Raw genomic sequence first — 20,896 nt, forward strand, 5'->3', positions numbered from 1 at the left:
GTTCGTCACCTGAACGTTCGGCTTTCGCGCTCGACGTCCGGCGGCTATTCGCCCTGTCGCTACTCGCCTTCGAACCATGGCGCACGGGCCGTCATGATCAGTTCTGCAGCGCGCTCTTCGTCCATGTCCTCGATGTCCATCAGGTCGTCGACGGACTGCTCGGCCAGATCTTCCATGGTGACGATACCCCGGCTGGCGAGGATGAACGCCAGGTGGCGCTCCATGCCATCCATCTCCAGCAGGTCATCGGCCGGCTGCGCCCCGTCCAGCGCCTCCTCCGAGGCAATGGCCAGGTTGAGCAGCTCGTCCTTGGCGCGCGCACGAAGTTCTTCCACCTCTTCCTCGTCGAGTTCCTCGATCTCGAGCATCTCCTCGACGGGCACGTAGGCGATCTCCTCCAGCGTGGTGAAACCCTCTTCCACCAGCAGGCGGGCGAGCTCGTCGTCGACCTCGAGATGCTGGATGAAGTGCTCGACCAGGCTGTCGATCTCTTGCTCCCGCTTGTCCTCGGCCTCGCTCTCGGTCATGACGTTGAGCCGCCAACCGGTGAGCTCCGAGGCCAGGCGGACATTCTGGCCGCTGCGGCCAATGGCCTGGGCCAGGTTGTCCTCGGCGACCGCCACGTCCATGGCGTGCGTCTCCTCGTCGACGAGGATCGAGGCGACATCCGCCGGCGCCATGGCATTGATCACCAGCTGCGCGGGGTTGTCGTCCCACAGCACGATATCGACGCGCTCATTTTGCAGCTCGGACGAGACCGCCTGAACCCGCGAGCCGCGCATCCCGACGCAGGCGCCCACCGGATCGATGCGGCGATCGTTGGTCTTCACCGCGATCTTGGCCCGCGAGCCGGGGTCCCGTGCGGCCCCCTTGATCTCGATGAGCTGCTCGGCGATCTCCGGCACCTCGATGCTGAACAGCTCGATGATCAGCTCCGGGCAGGTGCGCGAGAGGATCAGCTGAGCGCCGCGCGCCTCGGGGTCGACCTTGACCAGCAGGGCACGCACCCGATCGTTCATGCGGTAGCGCTCGCCGGGGATCATCTCGCTGCGCGGCAAAAATGCCTCGGCGTTGTCGCCCAGGTCGATGATCAGGCCGTCGCGGGTGGTCTTCTTGACGATGCCGGCCACCAGCTCGCCTTCACGCTCGGCGTAGAGGCGCACCACTTCGGCACGCTCGGCCTCGCGCACCTTCTGCACGATGACCTGCTTGGCGGTCTGGGCGGCGATGCGGCCGAAGGCGGCATTCTCGATCTGCTCCTCGACCACGTCGCCGCGCTTGAGCGGCGGGTCGCGGCGCTCGGCGAAGGACTCCTTGATCTCGGCGTCGGGATTCTCGAATTCGTCGTCTTCGACCACTTCCCAGCGGCGGAAGGTCTCGTAGTCGCCGGTGTGGCGATCGATGTGGACCCGCACGCTGACCTCGCGGCCCTCGAAGCGCTTGCGAGACGCGCTGGCCAGCGCCGCCTCGACGGCCTCGAAGATCACGTCGCGGGGCACGCCCTTCTCGTTGGAGATCGCATCGACGACCGTCAGTATTTCTTTACTCATGCCTTTGCCTCGCCAGAAAACCTGTCCTTATGCATCGACTCGCGCCCTCAGTCCTCGAAGACCGGTACCACGCGCGCCTGATCGATGCTTTCGATGGGAAAGCAATACTCCTCGCCGTCCAGCTGCAACAGCACTTCGTCTCCCTCGGTGCCGGCCAGCAGCCCCTGGAACTTGCGCCGCCCGTCGAAGGGCGTGCGCAGCCTAAGCGCCACCTGGTGGCCCCGGTAGCGGGTAAACTGATCGAGGGTGTAGAGCGGTCGATCCAGGCCGGGCGATGAGACCTCGAGGCGATACTCGCCGCTGATGGGATCCTCGACATCGAGCACGGCGCTGACCTGGCGGCTCACGTCGGCGCAATGCTCCACGCTCACGCCGTCGGCATGATCAATGTAGACCACCAGTTGTGAGTGCTTGCCCTGGGAGTGATACTCGACTCCCCAGAGCTCGAACCCCATGGCGGTTACCACCGGCTCGATCAGCGCGTAGAGCGCAGCATGCTTGAGTGCCACAGAGAAAGCTCCTACAGCCGTTGCATCAGGCACCTGGCCGGGAGTGAACAGGAAAGTCAGGTGGCTGATTGGCGTTGCCCGGATAAGCGCTGCCGGCGCAGACCGGCAGTATGCTGCTAACAAAAAGCCCCTTCGCAGGAAGGGGCCTTTCACAAGAAACCTGTGGTACCACTTCAGCGATCTCGTCTGCCTCGCAAGGCAGCGGATCGGAAGATGGTAGCGGGGACCGGATTTGAACCGATGACCTTCGGGTTATGAGCCCGACGAGCTACCAGACTGCTCCACCCCGCAACATTCCAGGTCGGCGAGTATAGGCATTCGGCAGTTGCGCGTCAAGCCGCCTGGGCGACTCTGCCTATCTCTTCCTGGTGCCAATCCTGCTTCCGCGATCCCGTCGTCTTGCTCGCGACCGCGGTCTTGCTGATGGTGCCGAAGGCGGGACTTGAACCCGCACGACCGTAAGGTCACTACCCCCTCAAGATAGCGTGTCTACCAATTCCACCACTTCGGCAGTGCGATGCGTGAAGGCGCGACCTTAGCCGCCGTTTTCCTCCAGCACTGGCGCGGCATTATCCACGTCCCGAGCGTCGTCGTCAAGTGTCGGCACGCTGCGCTGCTCTTCGATCAGCCGCGCATCGGGAATCCCGACCTCCGGCGCCTGGCCCGCCTGGGTGGCGAAGTAAGCCAGGGTCAGGGAGGTGGCGAAGAAGGCCGCCGCCAGCACCGCGGTGGTACGCGACAGAAAGCCGCCGGTACCGCGGGAGCCGAATACGGTCTGGGAAGCACCGCCACCGAAGGCGGCACCGGCTTCGGCGCCCTTGCCCTGCTGCAGCAGGATGAGGACGACCAGGGCGATGGCGAGCACCACATGGGTCAAGAGAATGGCAACTTGCATGGGATTTAACCTGCTGACTGGCAAATGGCTAGAAAATCGTCGACCTTGAGCGAAGCACCGCCCACCAGGCCGCCGTCGATGTCGGGCTGAGCCAGCAGCTCAGCCGCATTGTCCGCGTTCATGCTGCCGCCGTAGAGCAGCCGCAGTCCGTTCGCCAGGTCGCGATCGAAGCCGGCCTGATAGGTGCGGATGCCGGCCATGACGTCCTGGGCCTGCTGCGGGGACGCCGTGCGGCCGGTCCCGATCGCCCATACCGGCTCGTAGGCGATAACGACTCGCGCCCGCTGCTCGGGTTCCAGCCGCGCCATCACATAGCCCACCTGGCGCAGCACCACCTCCATGGTACGGCCGGCGTCGCGCTCCTCGAGGGTCTCCCCCACGCACAGCATCGGCGCCATGTCGGCGCTCAGCGCCGCCAGTAGGCGGTCGTAGACATCCTCGTCGCTCTCGCGGTAGAGCTGGCGCCGCTCCGAGTGCCCGACCAGCGCATAGGCAACGCCGAACTCATGCAGCATGCGACCGCTGACCTCACCGGTACGCGCTCCGGAGTGCAGCGGGTTCAGCGTCTGGGCGCCGAGCTTCAGGGGCGTGCCGGCAAAGCAGCGGCGCGCCGCCTCGAGATAGGGAAACGGCGGGAAGACCACCACCTCCAGCGCCTCGGCCAGCGACGCCTCGGAAAAGCCTCGGCCGAAGGCCTCGACCAGCTCGGTCGAGCCGTTCATCTTCCAGTTGCCGGCGATCAGCGGCGTTCGCATGACCCGTCCTCTTTCAAAGTGGTGCGAAATGGTATAGGAGCTGCCTTGTCAAGACAACCGTCGACATCACCTCAGCTGAGCCTCCACCTCGCCGGCCAGGCGACGGGCGAGCCCCTCGACGTCAAGGTGGGCACGCCCCTCGACCATCACTCGGATCAGCGGCTCCGTGCCCGAGGGGCGCAGCAGCACTCGCCCTTCGTCGCCCAGCTCCGTTTCCACAGCGGCGACCGCGTCCTGTACCGCCGAATGCTCCATCAACAGCTTGGCATCGCTGCCGGGCGTCAGGCGGACGTTGACCAGTACCTGAGGCACCCTTTCCAGGCCGTCCAGCAGGCGGTTGAGCGGCCGGTCTTCGCTGACCATGATGGCCAGCACCTGCAGGGCCGAGACGATGCCGTCGCCGGTGGTCTGGACATCGCCGCAGACGATGTGTCCCGACGACTCGCCGCCCAGCTGCCAGCCGTTGGCAGCCAGCCGCTCGACCACGTAGCGGTCGCCGACCTTGGCGCGCTCGAAGGGCACTCCCATGCGCTCCAGCGCCATGGCCAGCCCGAAATTGGTCATCAGGGTGCCCACCACCCCGCCGTCGAGCTTGCCACGGGCGTGGCGATCCCGGGCGATCAGATAGAGGATGTCGTCGCCGTCGATCTCGCGGCCGTCGGCATCCACCATCAGCACCCGGTCGCCGTCGCCATCGAAGGCGATCCCCAGGTCGGCGCCCTGCTGGATCACCGCGGCACGCAGGCTGGCCGGATGGGTGGAGCCCACCTCGTGATTGATGTTGAGGCCGTCCGGCGAGGCCCCCACCAGGCTCACCTCGGCACCCAGCTCGCGAAACACGCTGGGCGCGATGTGATAGGTGGCGCCGTGGGCGCAGTCCAGCACCACCTTCAGGCCGTGCAGGCTAACCCGGTTGGGGATGGTGGACTTGCAGAATTCGATGTAGCGCCCCGGCGCATCGTCGATGCGCGTCGCCTTGCCGAGCCTGTCTGCCGCCACCGTGGTCAGCGGCTCCTCGAGCATCGCCTCGATGCGCTCTTCGATGCCGTCGTCCAGCTTGGTGCCGGCGGCGGAGAAGAACTTGATGCCGTTGTCGGCGAAGGGGTTGTGCGACGCCGAAATGACGATGCCGGCATCGGCACGGAAGGTGCGGGTCAGGTAGGCGATGGCCGGCGTGGGCATGGGGCCGAGCAGCGCCACGTCGACGCCGGCGGCGGAGAGTCCAGCCTCCAGCGCCGATTCGAACATGTAGCCGGAGATCCGCGTGTCCTTGCCGATCAGCACCCGGGCACGGCCAGTATCGCGCACCAGCACCCGCCCCATGGCCCAGCCCAGCTTGAGCATAAAGTCGGCGGTGATCGGATACTCGCCCACGGTGCCGCGAATGCCGTCGGTGCCGAAATAGCGTCTGGTCATGGCTAGCAGCCTTCCTTGAGTACGGCCCAGGTCATGTTGACCGCGTCCAGCGTTGGGCCCACGTCATGGACGCGCAGGATACGGGCGCCGCGCTCGACGGCCAGTGCGGCCAGCGCCAGCCCACCCGGCAAGCGCTCTTCCACCGGCCGACCCAGCACCTTGCCGATCATGCTCTTGCGCGACATCCCCACCAGCAGCGGCACCTCGAGGCCGGCCAGCCGGTCCATACGGTTGAGCAGGCGCAGGTTATGCTCGACGGTCTTGCCGAAGCCGAAGCCCGGGTCGAGCAGCAGACGCTCGCGACGCATGCCGGCCGCCTCGCAGGCCGCCACCCGGGCGGCGAGATAGTCGGCCACCGCCACCTCTACCGGTTCATCATAGTGGGGCGCCTGCTGCATGTCGCGGGGCTCGCCCTGGCGATGCATCAGGCAGACCGGCAGACCGCTGCCGATGGCCGCGGCCAGGGCGCCCTCGCGCTCCAGGGCACGCACGTCGTTGAGCATCCCGGCGCCCAGCGCCGCGGCCTCATTCATCACCTCGGGGCTGCTGGTATCCACCGACACCAGCGCGTCGAGCTCGCGCACCAGAGCCTCCACCACCGGGGCCACCCGGTCGAGTTCCTGCTGAGGGGTGACCGGCAGCGCCCCCGGGCGCGTGGACTCGCCGCCCACGTCGATGATCGCCGCCCCCTCGGCCAGCATGCGCTCGGCATGGCGCAGGGCGTCGTCCAGGGCCAGGTGGTGGCCACCGTCGGAGAAGGAGTCCGGGGTGACGTTGAGAATCCCCATGACCCGGGGAAAGGAGAGGTCGAGGCGGTGCCGCCCACACGGCAGCCAGGTCGGCGAAACGCTGTCCATCATCTAGGGTCGGTCCTGTGGCGGGTCGCAGAGGGGCAGAAACGGCAGGCCCCACGGCAAAGGCGCCCCGTTGGGGCGCCTGCCTGGGGCGGTGAGCGGGATCAAGAGCCCGCGGGGCCACCCAGCGGGTCGGAGGGCCGGCGGCGCGGCTCGTCGTCCTCCTCCTCTCCGTCGTCGCTGCCGTCGCCGCTGTCGCTTGCCGGCGACTCACTCTCGCTCACCTCCGGCGCCTCTTCGCCGGTGATCGGTGAGCCGCTGCCGGAATCACCATCCTCCCAGTCCTTGGGCGGGCGCGGCGTGCGGCCCTCCATGATGTCCTTGAGCTGGTCGGCGTCGATGGTCTCGTACTGCATCAGGGCGTCCGCCATGGCGTCGAGCTTGTCGCGATTCTCCTCGAGAATCTGCTTGGCCCGGGCATAGCACTCATCGATGATCTTGCGCACTTCCTTGTCCAGCTTCGACGTGGTCTCGCCGGACTTGAGCTTGCCACCCTGGCCGGGGCCGCCGAGGAACTGGTGGGACTCGTCCTCGTCGTACATGATCGGCCCCATCTCCTCGGAGAGGCCCCACTTGGCCACCATGTTGTGGGCCAGCTCGGTGGCGCGCTTGATGTCGTTGGAGGCCCCGGTGGTGACGCCGTTGGGCCCCAGGGTCATCTCCTCGGCGATGCGACCGCCGAACAGCGAACAGATCTGACTGATGATCTGCTGCCGCGACAGGCTGTAGCGGTCCTGCTCGGGCAGGAACATGGTCACGCCCAGGGCGCGGCCGCGGGGAATGATGGTCACCTTGTAGACCGGGTCGTGCTCAGGCATCACCAGGCCGATGATGGCGTGACCCGATTCGTGATAGGCGGTGTTGAGCTTCTCCTTGTCGGTCATGACCATGGACTTGCGCTCGGCGCCCATCATGATCTTGTCCTTGGCCAGCTCCAGCTCATCCATGCCCACCAGGCGCTTGTTGCGCCGCGCGGCGAACAGCGCTGCCTCGTTGACCAGGTTGGCCAGGTCGGCACCGGAGAAACCGGGAGTACCGCGGGCGATCAGCGACGGCTTGACGTCGTCGGCCAGCGGCACCTTGCGCAGGTGCACGTTGAGAATATGCTCGCGACCGCGGATATCGGGCAGCGGCACCACCACCTGGCGGTCGAAGCGGCCCGGGCGCAGCAGCGCCGGGTCGAGCACGTCGGGACGGTTGGTGGCGGCGATGACGATGATGCCCTCGTTGGCCTCGAAGCCGTCCATCTCCACCAGCAGCTGGTTGAGCGTCTGTTCGCGCTCGTCGTTGCCGCCGCCCATGCCGGCGCCGCGCGAGCGACCCACGGCGTCGATCTCGTCGATGAAAATGATGCAGGGCGCCTGCTTCTTGGCCTGCTCGAACATGTCGCGGACCCGGGAGGCGCCCACGCCGACGAACATCTCGACGAAGTCGGAGCCGGAGATCGAGAAGAACGGCACCTTGGCCTCGCCGGCGATGGACTTGGCCAGCAGCGTCTTACCGGTACCCGGCGGGCCCACCATCAGCACGCCGCGGGGAATGGTGCCGCCCAGGCGCTGGAACTTGGAGGGGTCGCGCAGGAAGTCGACCAGCTCCTCGACCTCCTCCTTGGCCTCGTCGCAGCCCGCCACATCGGAGAAGGTGGTCTTGATCTGGTCCTGGGAGAGCAGCTTGGCCTTGGACTTGCCGAAGCTCATGGGGCCGCCCTTGCCGCCGGCGCCCCCCTGCATCTGGCGCATGAAGAACATGAAGATGGCCAGGATCAGCAGGATCGGGAAGCTGGCGATCAGCAGCCGCGTCCAGAGGCTCTGCTCCTGGGGCTCCTTGCCCACTACGGTAACATTGTGGGAGAGCAGATCGTCGATCAGCTTGGGATCTTCCGCCGCTGGGCGGATGGTCTGGAACTCGGAGCCGTCGGTTCGCTCACCGGTGATGCGGTAGCCGTCGATGGTGACGCTACGCACCTGCTGGTTCTGCACCTGCTGGACGAACTGCGAGTAGTTCATCGTCTGCGGTGCCGTGTCGACGCTGAAGTTGTTGAACACCGTCAGCAGCACCGCCGCGATGACCAACCACAGAATCAGGTTCTTCGCCATATCATTCAAGGGACTACCCTCATTGCAAGCATCTTTCCCGGCCGAAACGCCTGGCTTTGAGACCACGCGCGGGCAAGGCATGTTCCACCCGGCGGCGACAGACCGCGCCACGCCCCACTGTGACACAGTTGAGCGACCTTGTCCGGCCATCGCGCCATTAGTCTTTGTCTATCGATGATCGGCCTGCCACCGACCATCCCCTTACGTGCCGCCGAGCCTGCGCTCAGCCGCGAAATCCTTCCGCCAGCAGGTACACCTCCCGGGAACGCGCCCGGGACGCTTCCGGCTTGCGCGTCACCACCCGCGTGAAGTCGCCGCGCAGCTCTTTCAGGTAAGCATCGAAGCCCTCGCCCTGAAACACCTTGGCCAGAAACCGACCGCCGGGCCTCAGCGTCTGGCGGGCCAGGTCCAGCGCCAGCTCCACCAGGTACATCGCCTGGGGCTGGTCGATGGCGGCCATGCCACTCATATTGGGGGCCATGTCCGACATCACAAGGTCCACCGGGCGATCGCCCAGGGTCGCGAGGATCGCCTCCAGCACCGCCTCTTCGGTGAAGTCGCCCTGGATGAACTCGACCCCGGCCAGCGCATCCATCTCCAGAATATCGGAGGCGATCACCAGCCCTTCCGGACCCACCTGCTCGGCGGCCACCTGGCTCCAGCCGCCGGGTGCCGCGCCCAGGTCGATCACCGCCATGCCCGGCTTGAACAGTCGATCCTTCTCGTCGAGCGCCAGCAGCTTGTAGCTGGCCCGGCTGCGGTAGCCGTCCTGCCAGCGCTGCTGGACGAAGCGGTCGTCGAAGTGCTCCTTGAGCCACCCCTTGCTGGTCTTGCTGGCGGTATGCTTGCCGGCACGGGGCCGACGAGCGGCATCGGTATTGTCACCCGAGGAGGAAGTGGAGCGAGCCACGGCATCACCTTGAAAATCGATCTGGAAATGCGAGCAGGCCAAGGTGCCTGAAGCGGTGCGAGCTGGAGCGGGGCGGGCGGCCTGGCAATCAGGCCTTGCCATGCTTTCACCGGGTGGCGTTTCACCGTACCATGGTGGGCTGAGCGCAACCGGATGACGCAAGATACCATGAGCTTGTCACAGGCACAAAAGAAAGCATTTCGCAGCATCGGGCATCACCTGGGCCCGGTGGTGATCGTATCGGAGAACGGGCTGTCCGAGGGGCTGCTGGCCGAACTCGACCGCGCGCTCAACGACCACGAGCTAATCAAGGTCAAGCTGGCCCTGCCCGATCGCGACGATCGCGCCGCCATGCTCGAGGCGCTGATCGACGCCAGCGGCGCCGAGCGGGTGCAGAGCATCGGAAAGATGGCGCTGCTCTACCGCGCCAACCCCCAGGCCAACCCCAAGCTCTCCAACCTCAAGCGCTTCGAAGGGCACCACGGGCGACACTGAGCTGCCCTCAGAGCTGTCAGCTTTAAGCCGTAAGCTGTAAGTCAAACCCAGAACACCTCCAGCTCAAACCTGAACTGGAGGTGTTCTTCTTACAGCTTAAAGCTTATGGCTTACAGCTGCCCGAAGGGCTACAGGTGCTCGACGCTTGAGATCTCGTACTCGACCTCGCCGCCGGGGGTCTTGACCAGCACGGTGTCGCCCTCCTCCTTGCCGATCAGCGCCCGGGCGATGGGCGAGGTCACGGAGATCTTGCCGGCCTTGATCTCGGCCTCATCCTCGCCAACGATGCGGTAGGTCACCTCCTCATCGTTGCCCAGATTGATCAGCTCCACGGTGACGCCGAAGATCACCTTCCCGGTGCGCGGCAGCTTGGTGACATCGATCACCTGGGCGCTCCCGAGCTTGCTCTCGATCTCCTGGATGCGCCCTTCGATGAAGCCCTGCTGCTCGCGGGCGGCATGGTACTCGGCGTTCTCCTTGAGATCGCCGTGCTCACGGGCCTCGGCGATGGCGGCGATCACCTTGGGGCGCGCCTCGCTCTTGAGGTGATCGAGCTCCTTGCGCAGGCGCGCCTCACCGGCGACGGTCATCGGGACCTTGTTCATTGTGCAGCTCCTGCATGCAGTTCCTGTAGCCGCCGCACCGTAATGGCATTGCCGTACTCCAGCGCCATGCAAACGGCACTCGCCCCCGCCAGGGTGGTGGCGTAGGGGACCTTGCGGGCCAGCGCGGTACGACGGATCACCGAGGAGTCATTGATCGCCTGGCGACCCTCGGTGGTATTGACGATGTAGGCGATGTCGTCGTTCTTGAGCAGATCGACGATATGCGGACGACCTTCATAGACCTTGTTCACGACCTCGACGTCGAGACCGGCCGCCTCCAGGGCAGCGGCGGTACCGCGGGTCGCACACAGCGTGAAGCCCAATCCTAACAGAGAACGGGCGATCTCGATAACTCCCGGCTTGTCCGGCTCGCGCACAGAGAGGAAGGCCTTGCGGTCGCCCGAAAGCGCAGGAATCGCCTCGCCGGCGCCCAGCTGCGCCTTGTAGAAGGCCTCGGCGAAGGTGTCGCCGCTGCCCATCACCTCGCCGGTGGACTTCATCTCCGGCGACAGGATCGGGTCGACGCCCGGGAACTTGTTGAACGGGAAGACCGCCTCCTTGACGCTGTAGAAGTGCGGCACGATCTCCCGGGTGAAGCCCTGCTCGGCGAGGCTGGTACCGGCCATGCAGCGGGCGGCGACCTGGGCCAGGGAGGTGCCGATGCACTTGGAGACGAAGGGCACGGTGCGCGAGGCGCGGGGGTTGACCTCGATGACGTAGATCTCGCCGTCCTGCCAGGCCAGCTGCACGTTCATCAGCCCCTTGACGCCCAGCTCCACCGCCATGCGCTTGACCTGCTCGCGCATCTCGTCCTGCACCTCGGCGGGCAACGAGTAGGGCGGCAGCGCGCAGGCGGAGTCGCCGGAATGCACCCCGGCCTGCTCGATATGCTGCATGATGCCGCCGATCACCACCTCGCGGCCGTCGCTGACCGCATCGATGTCGATCTCGATGGCGGCGTTGAGGAAGTGGTCGAGCAGCACCGGGGAGTCGTTGGAGACCTTGACCGCATGGGTCATGTAGTTCTCCAGCTCCGAGGCGTCGTAGACGATCTCCATGGCGCGGCCGCCCAGCACGTAGCTGGGGCGCACCACCAGCGGGTAGCCGATCGCCTCGGCCTTGGCGAAGGCCTCGTCGAAGCTGCGGGCGGTGGCGTTGGGCGGCTGCTTGAGGCCCAGCTTGTCGATCATCTGCTGGAAGCGCTCACGGTCCTCGGCGCGGTCGATGGCGTCCGGGGTGGTACCGATGATCGGCACGCCGGCGGCCTCGAGCTCGCGGGCCAGCTTGAGCGGGGTCTGGCCGCCGAACTGCACGATCACGCCCACCGGCTGCTCCTTGTCGGCGATCTCCAGCACGTCCTCCAGGGTCACCGGCTCGAAATAGAGGCGATCGCTGGTGTCGTAGTCGGTGGAGACGGTCTCGGGGTTGCAGTTGACCATGATGGTCTCGTAGCCGTCGTCGCGCATGGCGAAGGCGGCGTGGACGCAGCAGTAGTCGAACTCGATCCCCTGGCCGATGCGGTTGGGACCGCCGCCCAGCACCATGATCTTCTGGCGCTCGGAGACCTCCGCCTCGCACTCCTCCTCGTAGGTGGAGTAGAGGTAGGCGGTATCGGTGGCGAACTCGGCCGCACAGGTGTCCACCCGCTTGTAGACCGGGCGGATGCCGGCCTTCTGACGGGTCTTGCGGAACTCCTTCTCGGCCACGCCCAGCAGGCGGGCCAGGCGGGCGTCACTGAACCCCTTGCGCTTGAGGCGGAAGAGCTCCCGGGCGTCGAGCTCGGAGAGCGAGCGCTTGGCCACCTCCTGCTCGAGGCGTACCAGCTCCTCGAGCTGGACCAGGAACCAGGGGTCGATCTTGGTCAGCGCGAAGACCTCCTCGACGCTCATCCCCGAGCGCATGGCGTCGGCCACGTAGAAGATGCGCTCGGCCCCGGCGGCCTGCAGCTCGCCCTTGATATGCGCCAGGGCCTCGTCGGTGAAGTCGCCGGGTTTGAAATCAGGAAATATGGGGTCGAGGCCGTCGTTGCCGGTCTCCATGCCGCGCAGCGCCTTCTGCAGCGACTCCTGGAAGGTGCGCCCGATGGCCATCACCTCGCCCACCGACTTCATCTGAGTGGTCAGGCGGTCGTTGGCCTGGGGGAACTTCTCGAAGGTGAAGCGCGGAATCTTGGTGACGACATAGTCGATGGAGGGCTCGAAGGAGGCCGGGGTGCGCCCGCCGGTGATGTCGTTGGAGAGCTCGTCCAGGGTATAGCCCACCGCCAGCTTGGCGGCGATCTTGGCGATCGGGAAGCCGGTCGCCTTGGAGGCCAGCGCCGAGGAGCGCGACACCCGCGGGTTCATCTCGATGACCACCATGCGCCCGGTATTCGGGTCGACGCCGAACTGGACGTTGGAGCCGCCGGTCTCGACGCCGATCTCGCGCAGCACCGCCAGCGAGGCGTCGCGCATGATCTGGTACTCCTTGTCGGTCAGCGTCTGCGCCGGGGCCACGGTGATGGAGTCGCCGGTGTGCACGCCCATGGGGTCGAAGTTCTCGATGGCGCAGACGATGATGCAGTTGTCGTTCTTGTCACGAACGACCTCCATCTCGTACTCCTTCCAGCCCAGCAGCGACTCGTCGATCAGCAGCTCATGGTTGTTGGAGAGCTCGAAGCCGCGGGTGCAGATCTCCTCGAACTCCTCCTTGTTGTAGGCCACCCCGCCGCCGGAGCCGCCCATGGTGTAGGAGGGGCGGATGATCACCGGGAAGCCCAGCGACGCCTGGATGCGCCAGGCCTCTTCCATGCTGTGGGCCACCTCGGCCTTGGGGCACTCCAGGCCGATGCGCTTCATGGCCTGGTCGAAGAGGTCGCGGTCCTCGGCCTTGTTGATGGCGTCGGCGTTGGCGCCGATCATCTCCACGCCATGCTTGGCCAGCACACCGTGCTTGTCCAGGTCCAGGGCGCAGTTGAGCGCGGTCTGGCCGCCCATGGTGGGCAGGATCGCATCGGGGCGCTCGGCCTCGATGATCTTCTCCACCGCCTGCCAGGTGATCGGCTCGATATAGGTGGCGTCGGCCATGGCCGGGTCGGTCATGATGGTGGCCGGATTGGAGTTGACCAGGATGACCCGGAAGCCCTCCTCGCGCAGCGCCTTGCAGGCCTGAGCGCCGGAGTAGTCGAATTCGCACGCCTGGCCGATGACGATGGGGCCGGCGCCGATGATCAGGATGCTCTGGATGTCAGTACGTTTGGGCATGATGATTCCCGCGGCTAATCGGTGATAAACAGGCTGATGTCGGTCGGGTCGCGCTCAGCGGCGCGCCTTCATCATGGCGACGAAACGATCGAACAGCGGCGAGACGTCCCGGGGACCGGGGCTCGCTTCCGGGTGCCCCTGGAAGCTGAAGGCCGGGCGGTCGGTGCGCTCGATGCCCTGCAGGGTGCCGTCGAACAGCGAGCGATGGGTGGCGCGCAGGGTGTCCGGCAGACTCGCCTCGTCGGCGGCAAAGCCATGGTTCTGGCTGGTGATCATCACCTGTCCGCTGTCGAGGTCCTGCACCGGGTGGTTGGCGCCGTGGTGGCCGTGGCCCATCTTCACCGTCTTGGCCCCGCTGGCCAGGGCCAGCAGCTGGTGGCCCAGGCAGATGCCGAACACCGGAAGCTCGGTCTCGAGGATCTCGCGGATCGCCTTGATGGCGTAGTCGCAGGGCGCGGGGTCGCCGGGACCGTTGGCCAGGAAGATGCCGTCGGGATTGAGCGCCAGCGCTTCGCTGGCCGGGGTCTGGGCCGGCACCACGGTCAGGCGGCACCCCCGGGAGGCGAGCATGCGCAGGATGTTGCGCTTCACGCCGAAGTCGTAGGCGACCACGTGGTAGGGGCGCTCGGCCTTTCCATCAGGGCCGGCCGCATCGGCATAGCCCGCGCCCAGGGCCCACTCCCCCTCGGTCCACTCATAGGGGGTCTGGCAGGAAACCACCTTGGCCAGGTCCATGCCCTTGAGACCCGGGAACTCCCGGGCCGCGGCCAGGGCACGCGCCACGGCGTCGTCGCCGGAGGCCAGGTCACCGGCGAGGATCGCGCCGTTCTGGGAGCCCTTGTCGCGCAGGATGCGGGTCAGCCGGCGGGTATCGATATCGGCAATGCCCAGCACGTTCTGGCTCTTGAGGTAGTCGGAGAGCGACTGTTCGGAGCGGAAGCTGCTGGCGATGAGCGGCAGGTCGCGGATCACCAGGCCGGCGGCGGCGATGGCGTCGGACTCCACGTCCTCGGCATTGACGCCGGTGTTGCCGATATGGGGGTAGGTCAGGGTGACGATCTGTCGGGTGTAGGAGGGGTCGGTCAGGATCTCCTGATAGCCGGTCATGGCCGTATTGAACACCACCTCACCGCTGGTCTGTCCATCGGCACCGATCGCCGTGCCATGAAATACACTGCCGTCTTCCAGGGCCAGTATCGCGGGTCTGTTCAACGTAACATCCTCCCATGCTAATGCGAGCCTGAGGGGCGCAGGCTCGTCGGCTATCGTCACTACGACAGATTCGGCTCGTAAAAAAGCGGGACGAAGCCGATAGAAAACCGGTTTCATCCCGCTTGTTGTCTGTCTTACTCGGGGGCTGGCCACGCAACAAGCGCGCAGTGGAACTGCTGTTTTTCAGGCGCCCGGCCAAAATTTTGGAGATGTTACAGGAAATGGTGCCCGGCGACTACCCCCAGTGAGGTTATCCGCAGGGCTATCGCAGCTGATAGCACCCACGGTAGAGAGAGGCTAAGTGGGAGGCCGGCTCTGCCGGGCGAAGGCGCCGAAAGGCGCCCAGATCGGGCAGCGCTGCGCGCTGCTTCGCGAGCTGAAGCTCCCTCCCACAAAATAACTGCGATAACCCTGGGGTTTCACCTCACTCCAGCCCCAGCACGTCCTGCATGCCATAGCGCCCGTTGCCCTGGCCGGCGACCCAGCGCGCCGCCCGCACTGCGCCCTTGGCGAAGGTCATGCGGCTCGACGCCTTGTGGGTGATCTCGATGCGCTCACCCTCGGTGGCAAACATCACCGTATGCTCGCCGACGATATCGCCGGCACGCACCGTGGCGAAGCCGATCTCCCTGGGGTCCCGCGGCCCGCACTGGCCGACGCGCTCGAAGACGCCGTGCTCCTTGAGGCTGCGCCCCAGGCTCTCGGCCACCACCTCGCCCATCTTCAGCGCGGTGCCGGAGGGCGAATCGACCTTGTGACGGTGATGGGCCTCGATCACTTCGATGTCGTAGCCCTCGTCGCCCAGCGCCTTGGCAGCGGTCTGCAGCAGCTTCAGGGTCAGGTTGACGCCCACGCTCATGTTGGGGGCAAAGACCATGGGCAGCCGGTCGCGGAAGCCGTCGAGCACGGCCAGCTCCTCATCGGAGAGCCCGGTAGTGCCGATCACCATGCGCTTGCCGTGGGCCGCGCAGAAGGCCAGGTTGGCCAGCGTTACCTGGGGAGCGGTGAAGTCGATCAGCACGTCGAAGTCGTCGACGATGGCGTCGAGGGAATCCACCGCCGCCACCCCCAGCCTGCCGACGCCAGCCAGCTCGCCGATATCGGCGCCGGCAAGGGTACTGCCCGGCTCGACGATGCCGCCGGCCAGGACGGCGTCGGCGTCCTGCTGCACGGCGTTGACCAGGGTGCGGCCCATGCGGCCGGCGACACCGACGATGGCGATACGGGTCATGCGGACTCCTGAACTGTCATGGCGTTGAGAATGGGGAGGAGTATACCAGAGCCTCAGGCAGCATCTCGCGGTGATACGCTTCGCTCGATCTCCTCGCCATGGTCGAGTTCGACCCGCTTGATATCGTAGGCAGCCTGTAGGTTCAGCCACGACTGAGCTTCGCCACCAAAGTAACGAGCCAGACGCAGGGCCGTATCTGCCGAAATCGCGCGGCGCTCCTTGACGATCTCATGCAACCGGGTCGCAGGAACGCGAAGCTCACGCGCGAGGGCGTTCACACTCATTTCTAGCGGCTCGAGATAGTCCTCCCGCAGCACCTCGCCCGGATGGATAGGCCGCATGCCGTTCTTGATCATGCTGAGGGCTCCTTGTTCGGAATGGTCAGTGGTAGTCCACGATCTCGACATCGTAGGCGGCGCCGCTGTTGAAGCGAAAGCAGAGGCGCCATTGGTCATTGATCCTGATGCTGTATTGACCCTGCCTGTCCCCGCGAAGTGCCTCAAGGCGATTGCCGGGTGGCGAGCGCAGGAAATCCAGGGTGGTCGCCGAATCCAGCAGCTGCAGCTTACGCTCGGCCTGTCGCCGGAAGGCGCGAAATGCTTTGGCGCATCCAGTCCCTTCATAGAGTTGCTGAGTGCGCTTACAGGCAAAGGACTCAATCATTTCCGCAGACTATTACGCGACGCGTAATACGTCAAGCAGAACGCCTGCCCGGGGCCCGCTTGGGCAGCCGCGAAGGAATCGCCCACACTGCATATGATGCTGTGACGAAGGGATCCCCATGCCGCCTCCGAGCTCACTGGATGCCACCAACGAAGACGCCCTGCTCGCGCTGCTGGCGCGCCGGCCGCGGCTGCTGCTCACCGGCCCGCCCGGCAGTGGCAAGAGCACCCTGGCACACCGGGTGGCGGCACGGCTGGCCGCACAAGGCCAGGCTTGCCGCTGCCTGGCCGCCGACCCCGGCCTGCCCGGCATCGGCCCGCCGGGTGCCATCTGCCTGGGGCGCTGGGACGAGCACCGGGGCGACTGGCAGCTGGAGGCCATGGAGGCGCTGGCCACCCTGGACAGCGCCCGCTTCCGCCTACCTCTGGTCGAGGCGGTGCGCCGCCTGGCCGAACGCGTCGATGCCGGCGCCCTGATGATTGACGCGCCCGGCGTGGAGCGCGGCATCGGCGGGGCCGAGCTGCTGGCGGCGTTGGCCAGCGCCGGGGCCGTGAGTGCCGTGGTACGCCTGGCACCTGCAAGCCAGCCCGCCCCCTACCCTGACGAACGCGCCTCCCTGGGGCTGGAGACGCTGAACCTGCTCGCCCACCCGCAGGCGCGACACCCGGGCAAGCAGCAGCGCCGCCGATGGCGCAATGCGGCCTGGGACGCCTACCTGGAAGACGCTAGCGAAGCGAACCTCGATCTCTCCCGCCTGGCCGTGATCGGCACCCCGCCGCCCCAGCAGGCGGTGAACGCCTGGCGGGGACGCCAGGTTGGCCTGCTGAATGCCGAAGGCCACACCCTGGCACTGGGCGAGATCCTGGCGCTGGAGGGCGAGCGGCTGCGGCTGCGCCTACCCGCCCCGGCCGACCCGGCCGACCCGCCCCACACCCTGGTGGTGCGCGATGCCGTTCGCCACCCCGAAAGCGGCCTGGGGACGGCTCGCCCGCAGCAACCGCCCCCCGCACCGCAGGAGGCGCCCCTGCTCGCCCTGCCGCCGCGGGAGCACACCAGCAACCCGCGCCCCTCGGTGCGCCTGAACGGCGTGCGCGCCACCCTGGTCAACGGCGTCTTCGGCGACCCGCTGCTGCATCTGCGCCTGCGTCATCGCAAGCGCAGCCTGCTGTTCGACCTGGGCGACCCCGGCCGTCTGCCGGCACGGCTGGCCCACCAGATCGGCGAGGTGTTCATCAGCCATGCGCATGTCGACCATATCGGCGGTTTCTTGTGGCTGCTGCGCTCGCGCATCGGCGACTACGGCCCCTGCCGGGTGTACGGACCACCCGGGCTGGCCGCCCACCTGGACGGTTTCCTGCACGGCATCCTGTGGGACCGAATCGAGAAGAATGCGCCACGCTTCGAGGTCTTCGAGCTGCACGACGAACGCCTGGCCCACTACCGACTCGTCGCCGGACAGCCGATGAAGGCGCTGTCACCGCGGAATGTCGAAGGGGGCGTGATCCACGCCGTGCCGGGGTTTCGCGTCCGCGCCACCACCCTGGACCACGGCACGCCGGTGCTGGCCTTCGCCTTCGAGCCTGACACCCAGCTCAAGGTACGCAGGGAGCGCCTGGAGGCTCACGGCTGGGCGCCCGGCCCCTGGCTGGGCGAGCTCAAGCAGCGCGCCCTGGAAGGCGATGACACCGCCACCATCACGCTGCCCGACGGCAGCCGCCATGGAGTCGCCGAGCTGGCCCGCCGGCTACTGTTCTCGCAGCCGGGCCGGCGCCTGGTCTACGCCACCGACTTCGGCGACACCCCCGCCAACCGCCAGCGGCTTCTCTCACTTGCCCACAACGCCGCGGTGCTGTTCTGCGAGGCCTCGTTTCGCGAGGACCAGGCCGAACAGGCCCGTCGCACCGGCCACCTGACCGCCCGCGCCTGCGGCGAGATCGCGGTTGCCGCCGGCGTCGACCAGCTGGTGCCGTTTCACTTCTCGCGCCGCCATGTGGAGGACCTGGGCGAGCTCTATGCCGAGATTCGCCGGCACTTTCCGCGGCTGGCCGCGACGCCGGGCAGTGAGCCCGATACCGAAAAGCGGGATTAAGGCGTCTGAGCGTCCCGCCGCAGCAGCAGGGCGATGGCGACCAGCACCAGGGCACTGCCCGGCAGCCACTGCCAGCCGAGCTGCTCGGGGGCGGTGGCAAACAGCAGCAGCATGGAGACGAAGGGCACCATGTAGCCGTAGGCGGTCACGGCTCCCGGCGTCAGCGCCGCGGTGGCCCGCTGCATCAGCCAGAAGGTGAGGGCGCTGGAGAAGAGCCCCAGATAGACCAGCAGCAGCAGGTCGCCGCCGGTCATGGACGCCAGGCGACCCACCGGCTCGAGAAGCAGCGCCAGTCCGCCGATCAGCGCCCCGCCGAGCCCCAGGCTCCAGAAGGTACGCACGGCCGCCGACGCCGGCAGCCAGCCGCGGGCGAGCCCCCACTTGCTGAGCACCGGATAGAGAGCCGACGACACGCAGCCAAGGAAGAACACCGCCTCGCCGATGCCCAGGCGCAGAGCGCCCGCCTCGTCCAGCGACTCGGCGAAGGCCAGCCCCAGCGCGCCGCTGGCGCCTAGCGCCAGAATGGCCGGCAGCCGCCAGCCGGGCCGCTCGACGCGAAACCCCAGCCCCAGCAGGAAGGCCAGCAGCGGCACGCTGACATAGAGGGTGGCCATGGCGAGCGCCGTGGCGTGGTGGGCGGCCCAGAACATGGCGCCGAAGAAACCGGCCAGGCAGAGGCCCATCAGGCCATAGAGCGGCAGCACCCGCCAGGGCGGCACGAAGCCTGGCGCACGGCGCGCCAGCCACCACAGCCCCGCACAGGCGATGGCGAAACGCAGCGCGGTGAGCGCCAGGGGCGGCAGTTCGCTCATCAGCCCCACGGCGGGGAACGACAGCCCCACCAGCAGCGCCCACAGCAGCATCCCCAGGTGGGCGCTGCGCTCAGCGCTCGCCCGGCTCAATTTTCCCAGACGATCTCGAGAGTCTCGTCGCCGGCCATGCGCTCCAGGTGGCTCGCCACCACGCCCTCCAGGCGATCCAGGCTCTCCTCATCCAGCGTCTCGATGGCCACCACCAGACTGCCCGGCTCGGCCCGCATCAGGCAGGAGCCCTCTTCGAACGCCACCCGCCCCTGCGCCTCCTGCTGCTCCACGTCCAGCTTGTGCGCCCAGTGCTTGCACAGTCGGTTGATCAGCTTCTTTCCAGACTCGGTAGCGATCTCCGCTCGCGACATCGGCATGGCACTCTTCCTCTTGCAGGGGTATCGAGCTACCAGACTATGACGAGCCCCCTGCTCGACGCCAGCCCCCGCACCGCCTATTCGAGCAGAACGAAGTGTTCGGCAAGACAGACCATCGGGAGCTGGCACACTGCTTTGGCCAGTGGTTGCATGGTTTGCACCAACGGCCCGGGCTTGAGCCATGTAGGCGTGGTAACGTGACCGCCACACTGCACCGGGAAGAGGGAGACACCCCATGGTCGACGCGCTTGGCTGCCTGACACGCCTCAGGGTCGGGCAGAGCCGAGGACAGCCGGCCCCCAACAAGCCCTGCCTGCTGCTGGCCATCATCTGCGAGATCCAGGCGGGCCATATCGCATCGAATCGGATCATCCTCGACGCCCGTCTCTTGGCACGCTACCACGACCTCTATGAAGTGCTCACGGGCGAACGGCACAGGGCCAGCGCCTGGCTCCCCCTTTGGCACCTGCGCGGCGACAAGGGACCGTCCGGTGCACTCTGGTCGCCCGAATACCCGTACAAGATCGCTGACCTGGCGAATCAACTCGGCCAACCGAAGTCCCTCAACCAACTCCTGGAGCGCTTCTCCTCAGCGCGACTCGACCCCGTGCTTTTCTCGGCGCTACAGGAGCGACAAACGGCTGACGAGGCCTGCGCCCTGCTAGCCCACCGCTACCTAGCATCGGATTCGGCGGCTCATAAGCGCATTCAAGCCTATCTCGAGACGGCGCTATCCAGCGGCGAATACGAGAAGCATCCCGAGCGACTGAAAGGCAGTATCCAGGAATCACAGCAGAAGTACGCCCGCTCCGCCGCTTTCCGCTCCCTGGTACTGGAGGCCTACGACTACCGCTGTGCAGCGAGTCGGCTGCGCTATATCACCCCGGACTATCGCTACCTGGTGGAAGCGGCCCACCTGATCCCCTTCGCCGAGAGCCAGGATGATCGGCCTACCAATGGCTTGGCCCTGACGCCCAATCTGCACTGGGCCATGGACAACCACCTGATCGCCCCCGGTCCCGACCATCGCTGGCACCTGAGCCCCACGGTGGATGCCCTGGTACCCGATAATCGCTGGCTCTGCGAGCTGGACGGCCAACCGCTGGTGCTGCCCCGGGACCCGCAGTGGAAGCCGGACAGGGAGGCCCTGGCCTGGCGACTGGACCGTCTGCAGCATTGAGCCCCGTTCACGAC

Annotated in this window: 19 protein-coding genes and 2 tRNA genes; 4 read left to right on the top strand and 17 right to left on the bottom strand. The window is 66.7% G+C overall.

From position 1 onward, the window contains the following. Positions 1-59 precede the first annotated feature (59 nt). From nusA to rlmE, 10 genes are all read right to left on the bottom strand, one after another. Entirely contained in the window at positions 60-1,550 is a 1,491-nt protein-coding gene (gene nusA, locus ACZIYR_RS17890; RefSeq protein ID WP_473031692.1) for a transcription termination factor NusA, read from the bottom strand. 47 nt (positions 1,551-1,597) lie between these two features. Continuing rightward, entirely contained in the window at positions 1,598-2,059 is a 462-nt protein-coding gene (rimP, locus tag ACZIYR_RS17895) for a ribosome maturation factor RimP (RefSeq protein ID WP_473031693.1), read from the bottom strand. A gap of 214 nt (positions 2,060-2,273) precedes the next feature. Beyond that, positions 2,274-2,350, bottom strand: a tRNA-Met gene (locus tag ACZIYR_RS17900). A 133-nt stretch (positions 2,351-2,483) separates the two neighbouring features. Then, positions 2,484-2,570: transfer RNA gene (locus ACZIYR_RS17905), tRNA-Leu, on the bottom strand. A 24-nt stretch (positions 2,571-2,594) separates the two neighbouring features. Further along, entirely contained in the window at positions 2,595-2,954 is a 360-nt protein-coding gene (gene secG / locus ACZIYR_RS17910; RefSeq protein ID WP_483527593.1) for a preprotein translocase subunit SecG, read from the bottom strand. Positions 2,955-2,959: 5 nt separating this feature from the next. Next, positions 2,960-3,709: a triose-phosphate isomerase gene (tpiA, locus tag ACZIYR_RS17915; RefSeq protein WP_483527594.1), complete on the bottom strand. Its 750-nt coding sequence runs from the start codon at positions 3,707-3,709 to the stop codon at positions 2,960-2,962. Positions 3,710-3,775: 66 nt separating this feature from the next. Beyond that, on the bottom strand, positions 3,776-5,125 hold the full coding sequence (gene glmM / locus ACZIYR_RS17920; protein ID WP_483527595.1) for a phosphoglucosamine mutase: 1,350 nt from the start codon (positions 5,123-5,125) through the stop codon (positions 3,776-3,778). Between the two features lie 2 nt (positions 5,126-5,127). After that, positions 5,128-5,985: a dihydropteroate synthase gene (gene folP, locus ACZIYR_RS17925; protein ID WP_483527596.1), complete on the bottom strand. Its 858-nt coding sequence runs from the start codon at positions 5,983-5,985 to the stop codon at positions 5,128-5,130. Positions 5,986-6,083: 98 nt separating this feature from the next. Continuing rightward, positions 6,084-8,084: an ATP-dependent zinc metalloprotease FtsH gene (ftsH, locus tag ACZIYR_RS17930; RefSeq protein ID WP_483527597.1), complete on the bottom strand. Its 2,001-nt coding sequence runs from the start codon at positions 8,082-8,084 to the stop codon at positions 6,084-6,086. A 214-nt stretch (positions 8,085-8,298) separates the two neighbouring features. Beyond that, on the bottom strand, positions 8,299-8,985 hold the full coding sequence (rlmE, locus tag ACZIYR_RS17935; protein WP_483527598.1) for a 23S rRNA (uridine(2552)-2'-O)-methyltransferase RlmE: 687 nt from the start codon (positions 8,983-8,985) through the stop codon (positions 8,299-8,301). Between the two features lie 168 nt (positions 8,986-9,153). On the opposite strand from rlmE, the gene yhbY reads away from it, so the two are divergent. Then, on the top strand, positions 9,154-9,480 hold the full coding sequence (yhbY, locus tag ACZIYR_RS17940; RefSeq protein ID WP_483527599.1) for a ribosome assembly RNA-binding protein YhbY: 327 nt from the start codon (positions 9,154-9,156) through the stop codon (positions 9,478-9,480). Between the two features lie 128 nt (positions 9,481-9,608). On the opposite strand, the gene greA is transcribed toward yhbY, so the two are convergent. The 5 genes from greA to ACZIYR_RS17965 form a co-directional block, all read right to left on the bottom strand. Continuing rightward, positions 9,609-10,085, bottom strand: coding sequence for a transcription elongation factor GreA (gene greA, locus ACZIYR_RS17945; RefSeq protein WP_483527600.1), 477 nt, complete (start codon positions 10,083-10,085; stop codon positions 9,609-9,611). Further along, entirely contained in the window at positions 10,082-13,327 is a 3,246-nt protein-coding gene (carB, locus tag ACZIYR_RS17950) for a carbamoyl-phosphate synthase large subunit (RefSeq protein ID WP_483527601.1), read from the bottom strand. Before carB ends, greA begins: the two co-directional genes overlap by 4 nt. Before the next feature lie 54 nt (positions 13,328-13,381). Further along, positions 13,382-14,539: a glutamine-hydrolyzing carbamoyl-phosphate synthase small subunit gene (gene carA / locus ACZIYR_RS17955; protein WP_483527602.1), complete on the bottom strand. Its 1,158-nt coding sequence runs from the start codon at positions 14,537-14,539 to the stop codon at positions 13,382-13,384. A gap of 424 nt (positions 14,540-14,963) precedes the next feature. Next, positions 14,964-15,770, bottom strand: a complete 807-nt coding sequence (dapB, locus tag ACZIYR_RS17960; protein ID WP_483527603.1) for a 4-hydroxy-tetrahydrodipicolinate reductase — start codon at positions 15,768-15,770, stop codon at positions 14,964-14,966. 53 nt (positions 15,771-15,823) lie between these two features. Then, complete coding sequence (locus tag ACZIYR_RS17965; protein WP_473031704.1) at positions 15,824-16,126, bottom strand: HigA family addiction module antitoxin; 303 nt, start codon at positions 16,124-16,126, stop codon at positions 15,824-15,826. Here ACZIYR_RS17965 and ACZIYR_RS17970 point away from each other — a divergent pair. Both ACZIYR_RS17970 and ACZIYR_RS17975 read left to right on the top strand, forming a co-directional pair. Continuing rightward, on the top strand, positions 16,110-16,460 hold the full coding sequence (locus ACZIYR_RS17970; RefSeq protein ID WP_473031705.1) for a hypothetical protein: 351 nt from the start codon (positions 16,110-16,112) through the stop codon (positions 16,458-16,460). The two genes, ACZIYR_RS17965 and ACZIYR_RS17970, sit on opposite strands and share 17 nt — an antisense overlap. Before the next feature lie 91 nt (positions 16,461-16,551). Further along, positions 16,552-18,522, top strand: a complete 1,971-nt coding sequence (locus ACZIYR_RS17975) for an MBL fold metallo-hydrolase (RefSeq protein WP_483527604.1) — start codon at positions 16,552-16,554, stop codon at positions 18,520-18,522. Here ACZIYR_RS17975 and ACZIYR_RS17980 read toward each other — a convergent pair. Together ACZIYR_RS17980 and ACZIYR_RS17985 are read right to left on the bottom strand one after the other, a co-directional pair. Beyond that, entirely contained in the window at positions 18,519-19,424 is a 906-nt protein-coding gene (locus ACZIYR_RS17980) for an EamA family transporter (protein WP_473031707.1), read from the bottom strand. The two genes, ACZIYR_RS17975 and ACZIYR_RS17980, sit on opposite strands and share 4 nt — an antisense overlap. Continuing rightward, entirely contained in the window at positions 19,421-19,702 is a 282-nt protein-coding gene (locus ACZIYR_RS17985; RefSeq protein WP_473031708.1) for a DUF2218 domain-containing protein, read from the bottom strand. The genes ACZIYR_RS17980 and ACZIYR_RS17985 overlap by 4 nt, the downstream gene beginning before the upstream one ends. 235 nt (positions 19,703-19,937) lie before the next feature. Here ACZIYR_RS17985 and ACZIYR_RS17990 point away from each other — a divergent pair, with 235 nt between their 5' ends. Continuing rightward, entirely contained in the window at positions 19,938-20,882 is a 945-nt protein-coding gene (locus ACZIYR_RS17990; protein WP_483527605.1) for an HNH endonuclease, read from the top strand. The last annotated feature ends 14 nt before the right edge of the window (positions 20,883-20,896 follow it).

The organism is Billgrantia sp. NRB1 (genome assembly GCF_056921725.1).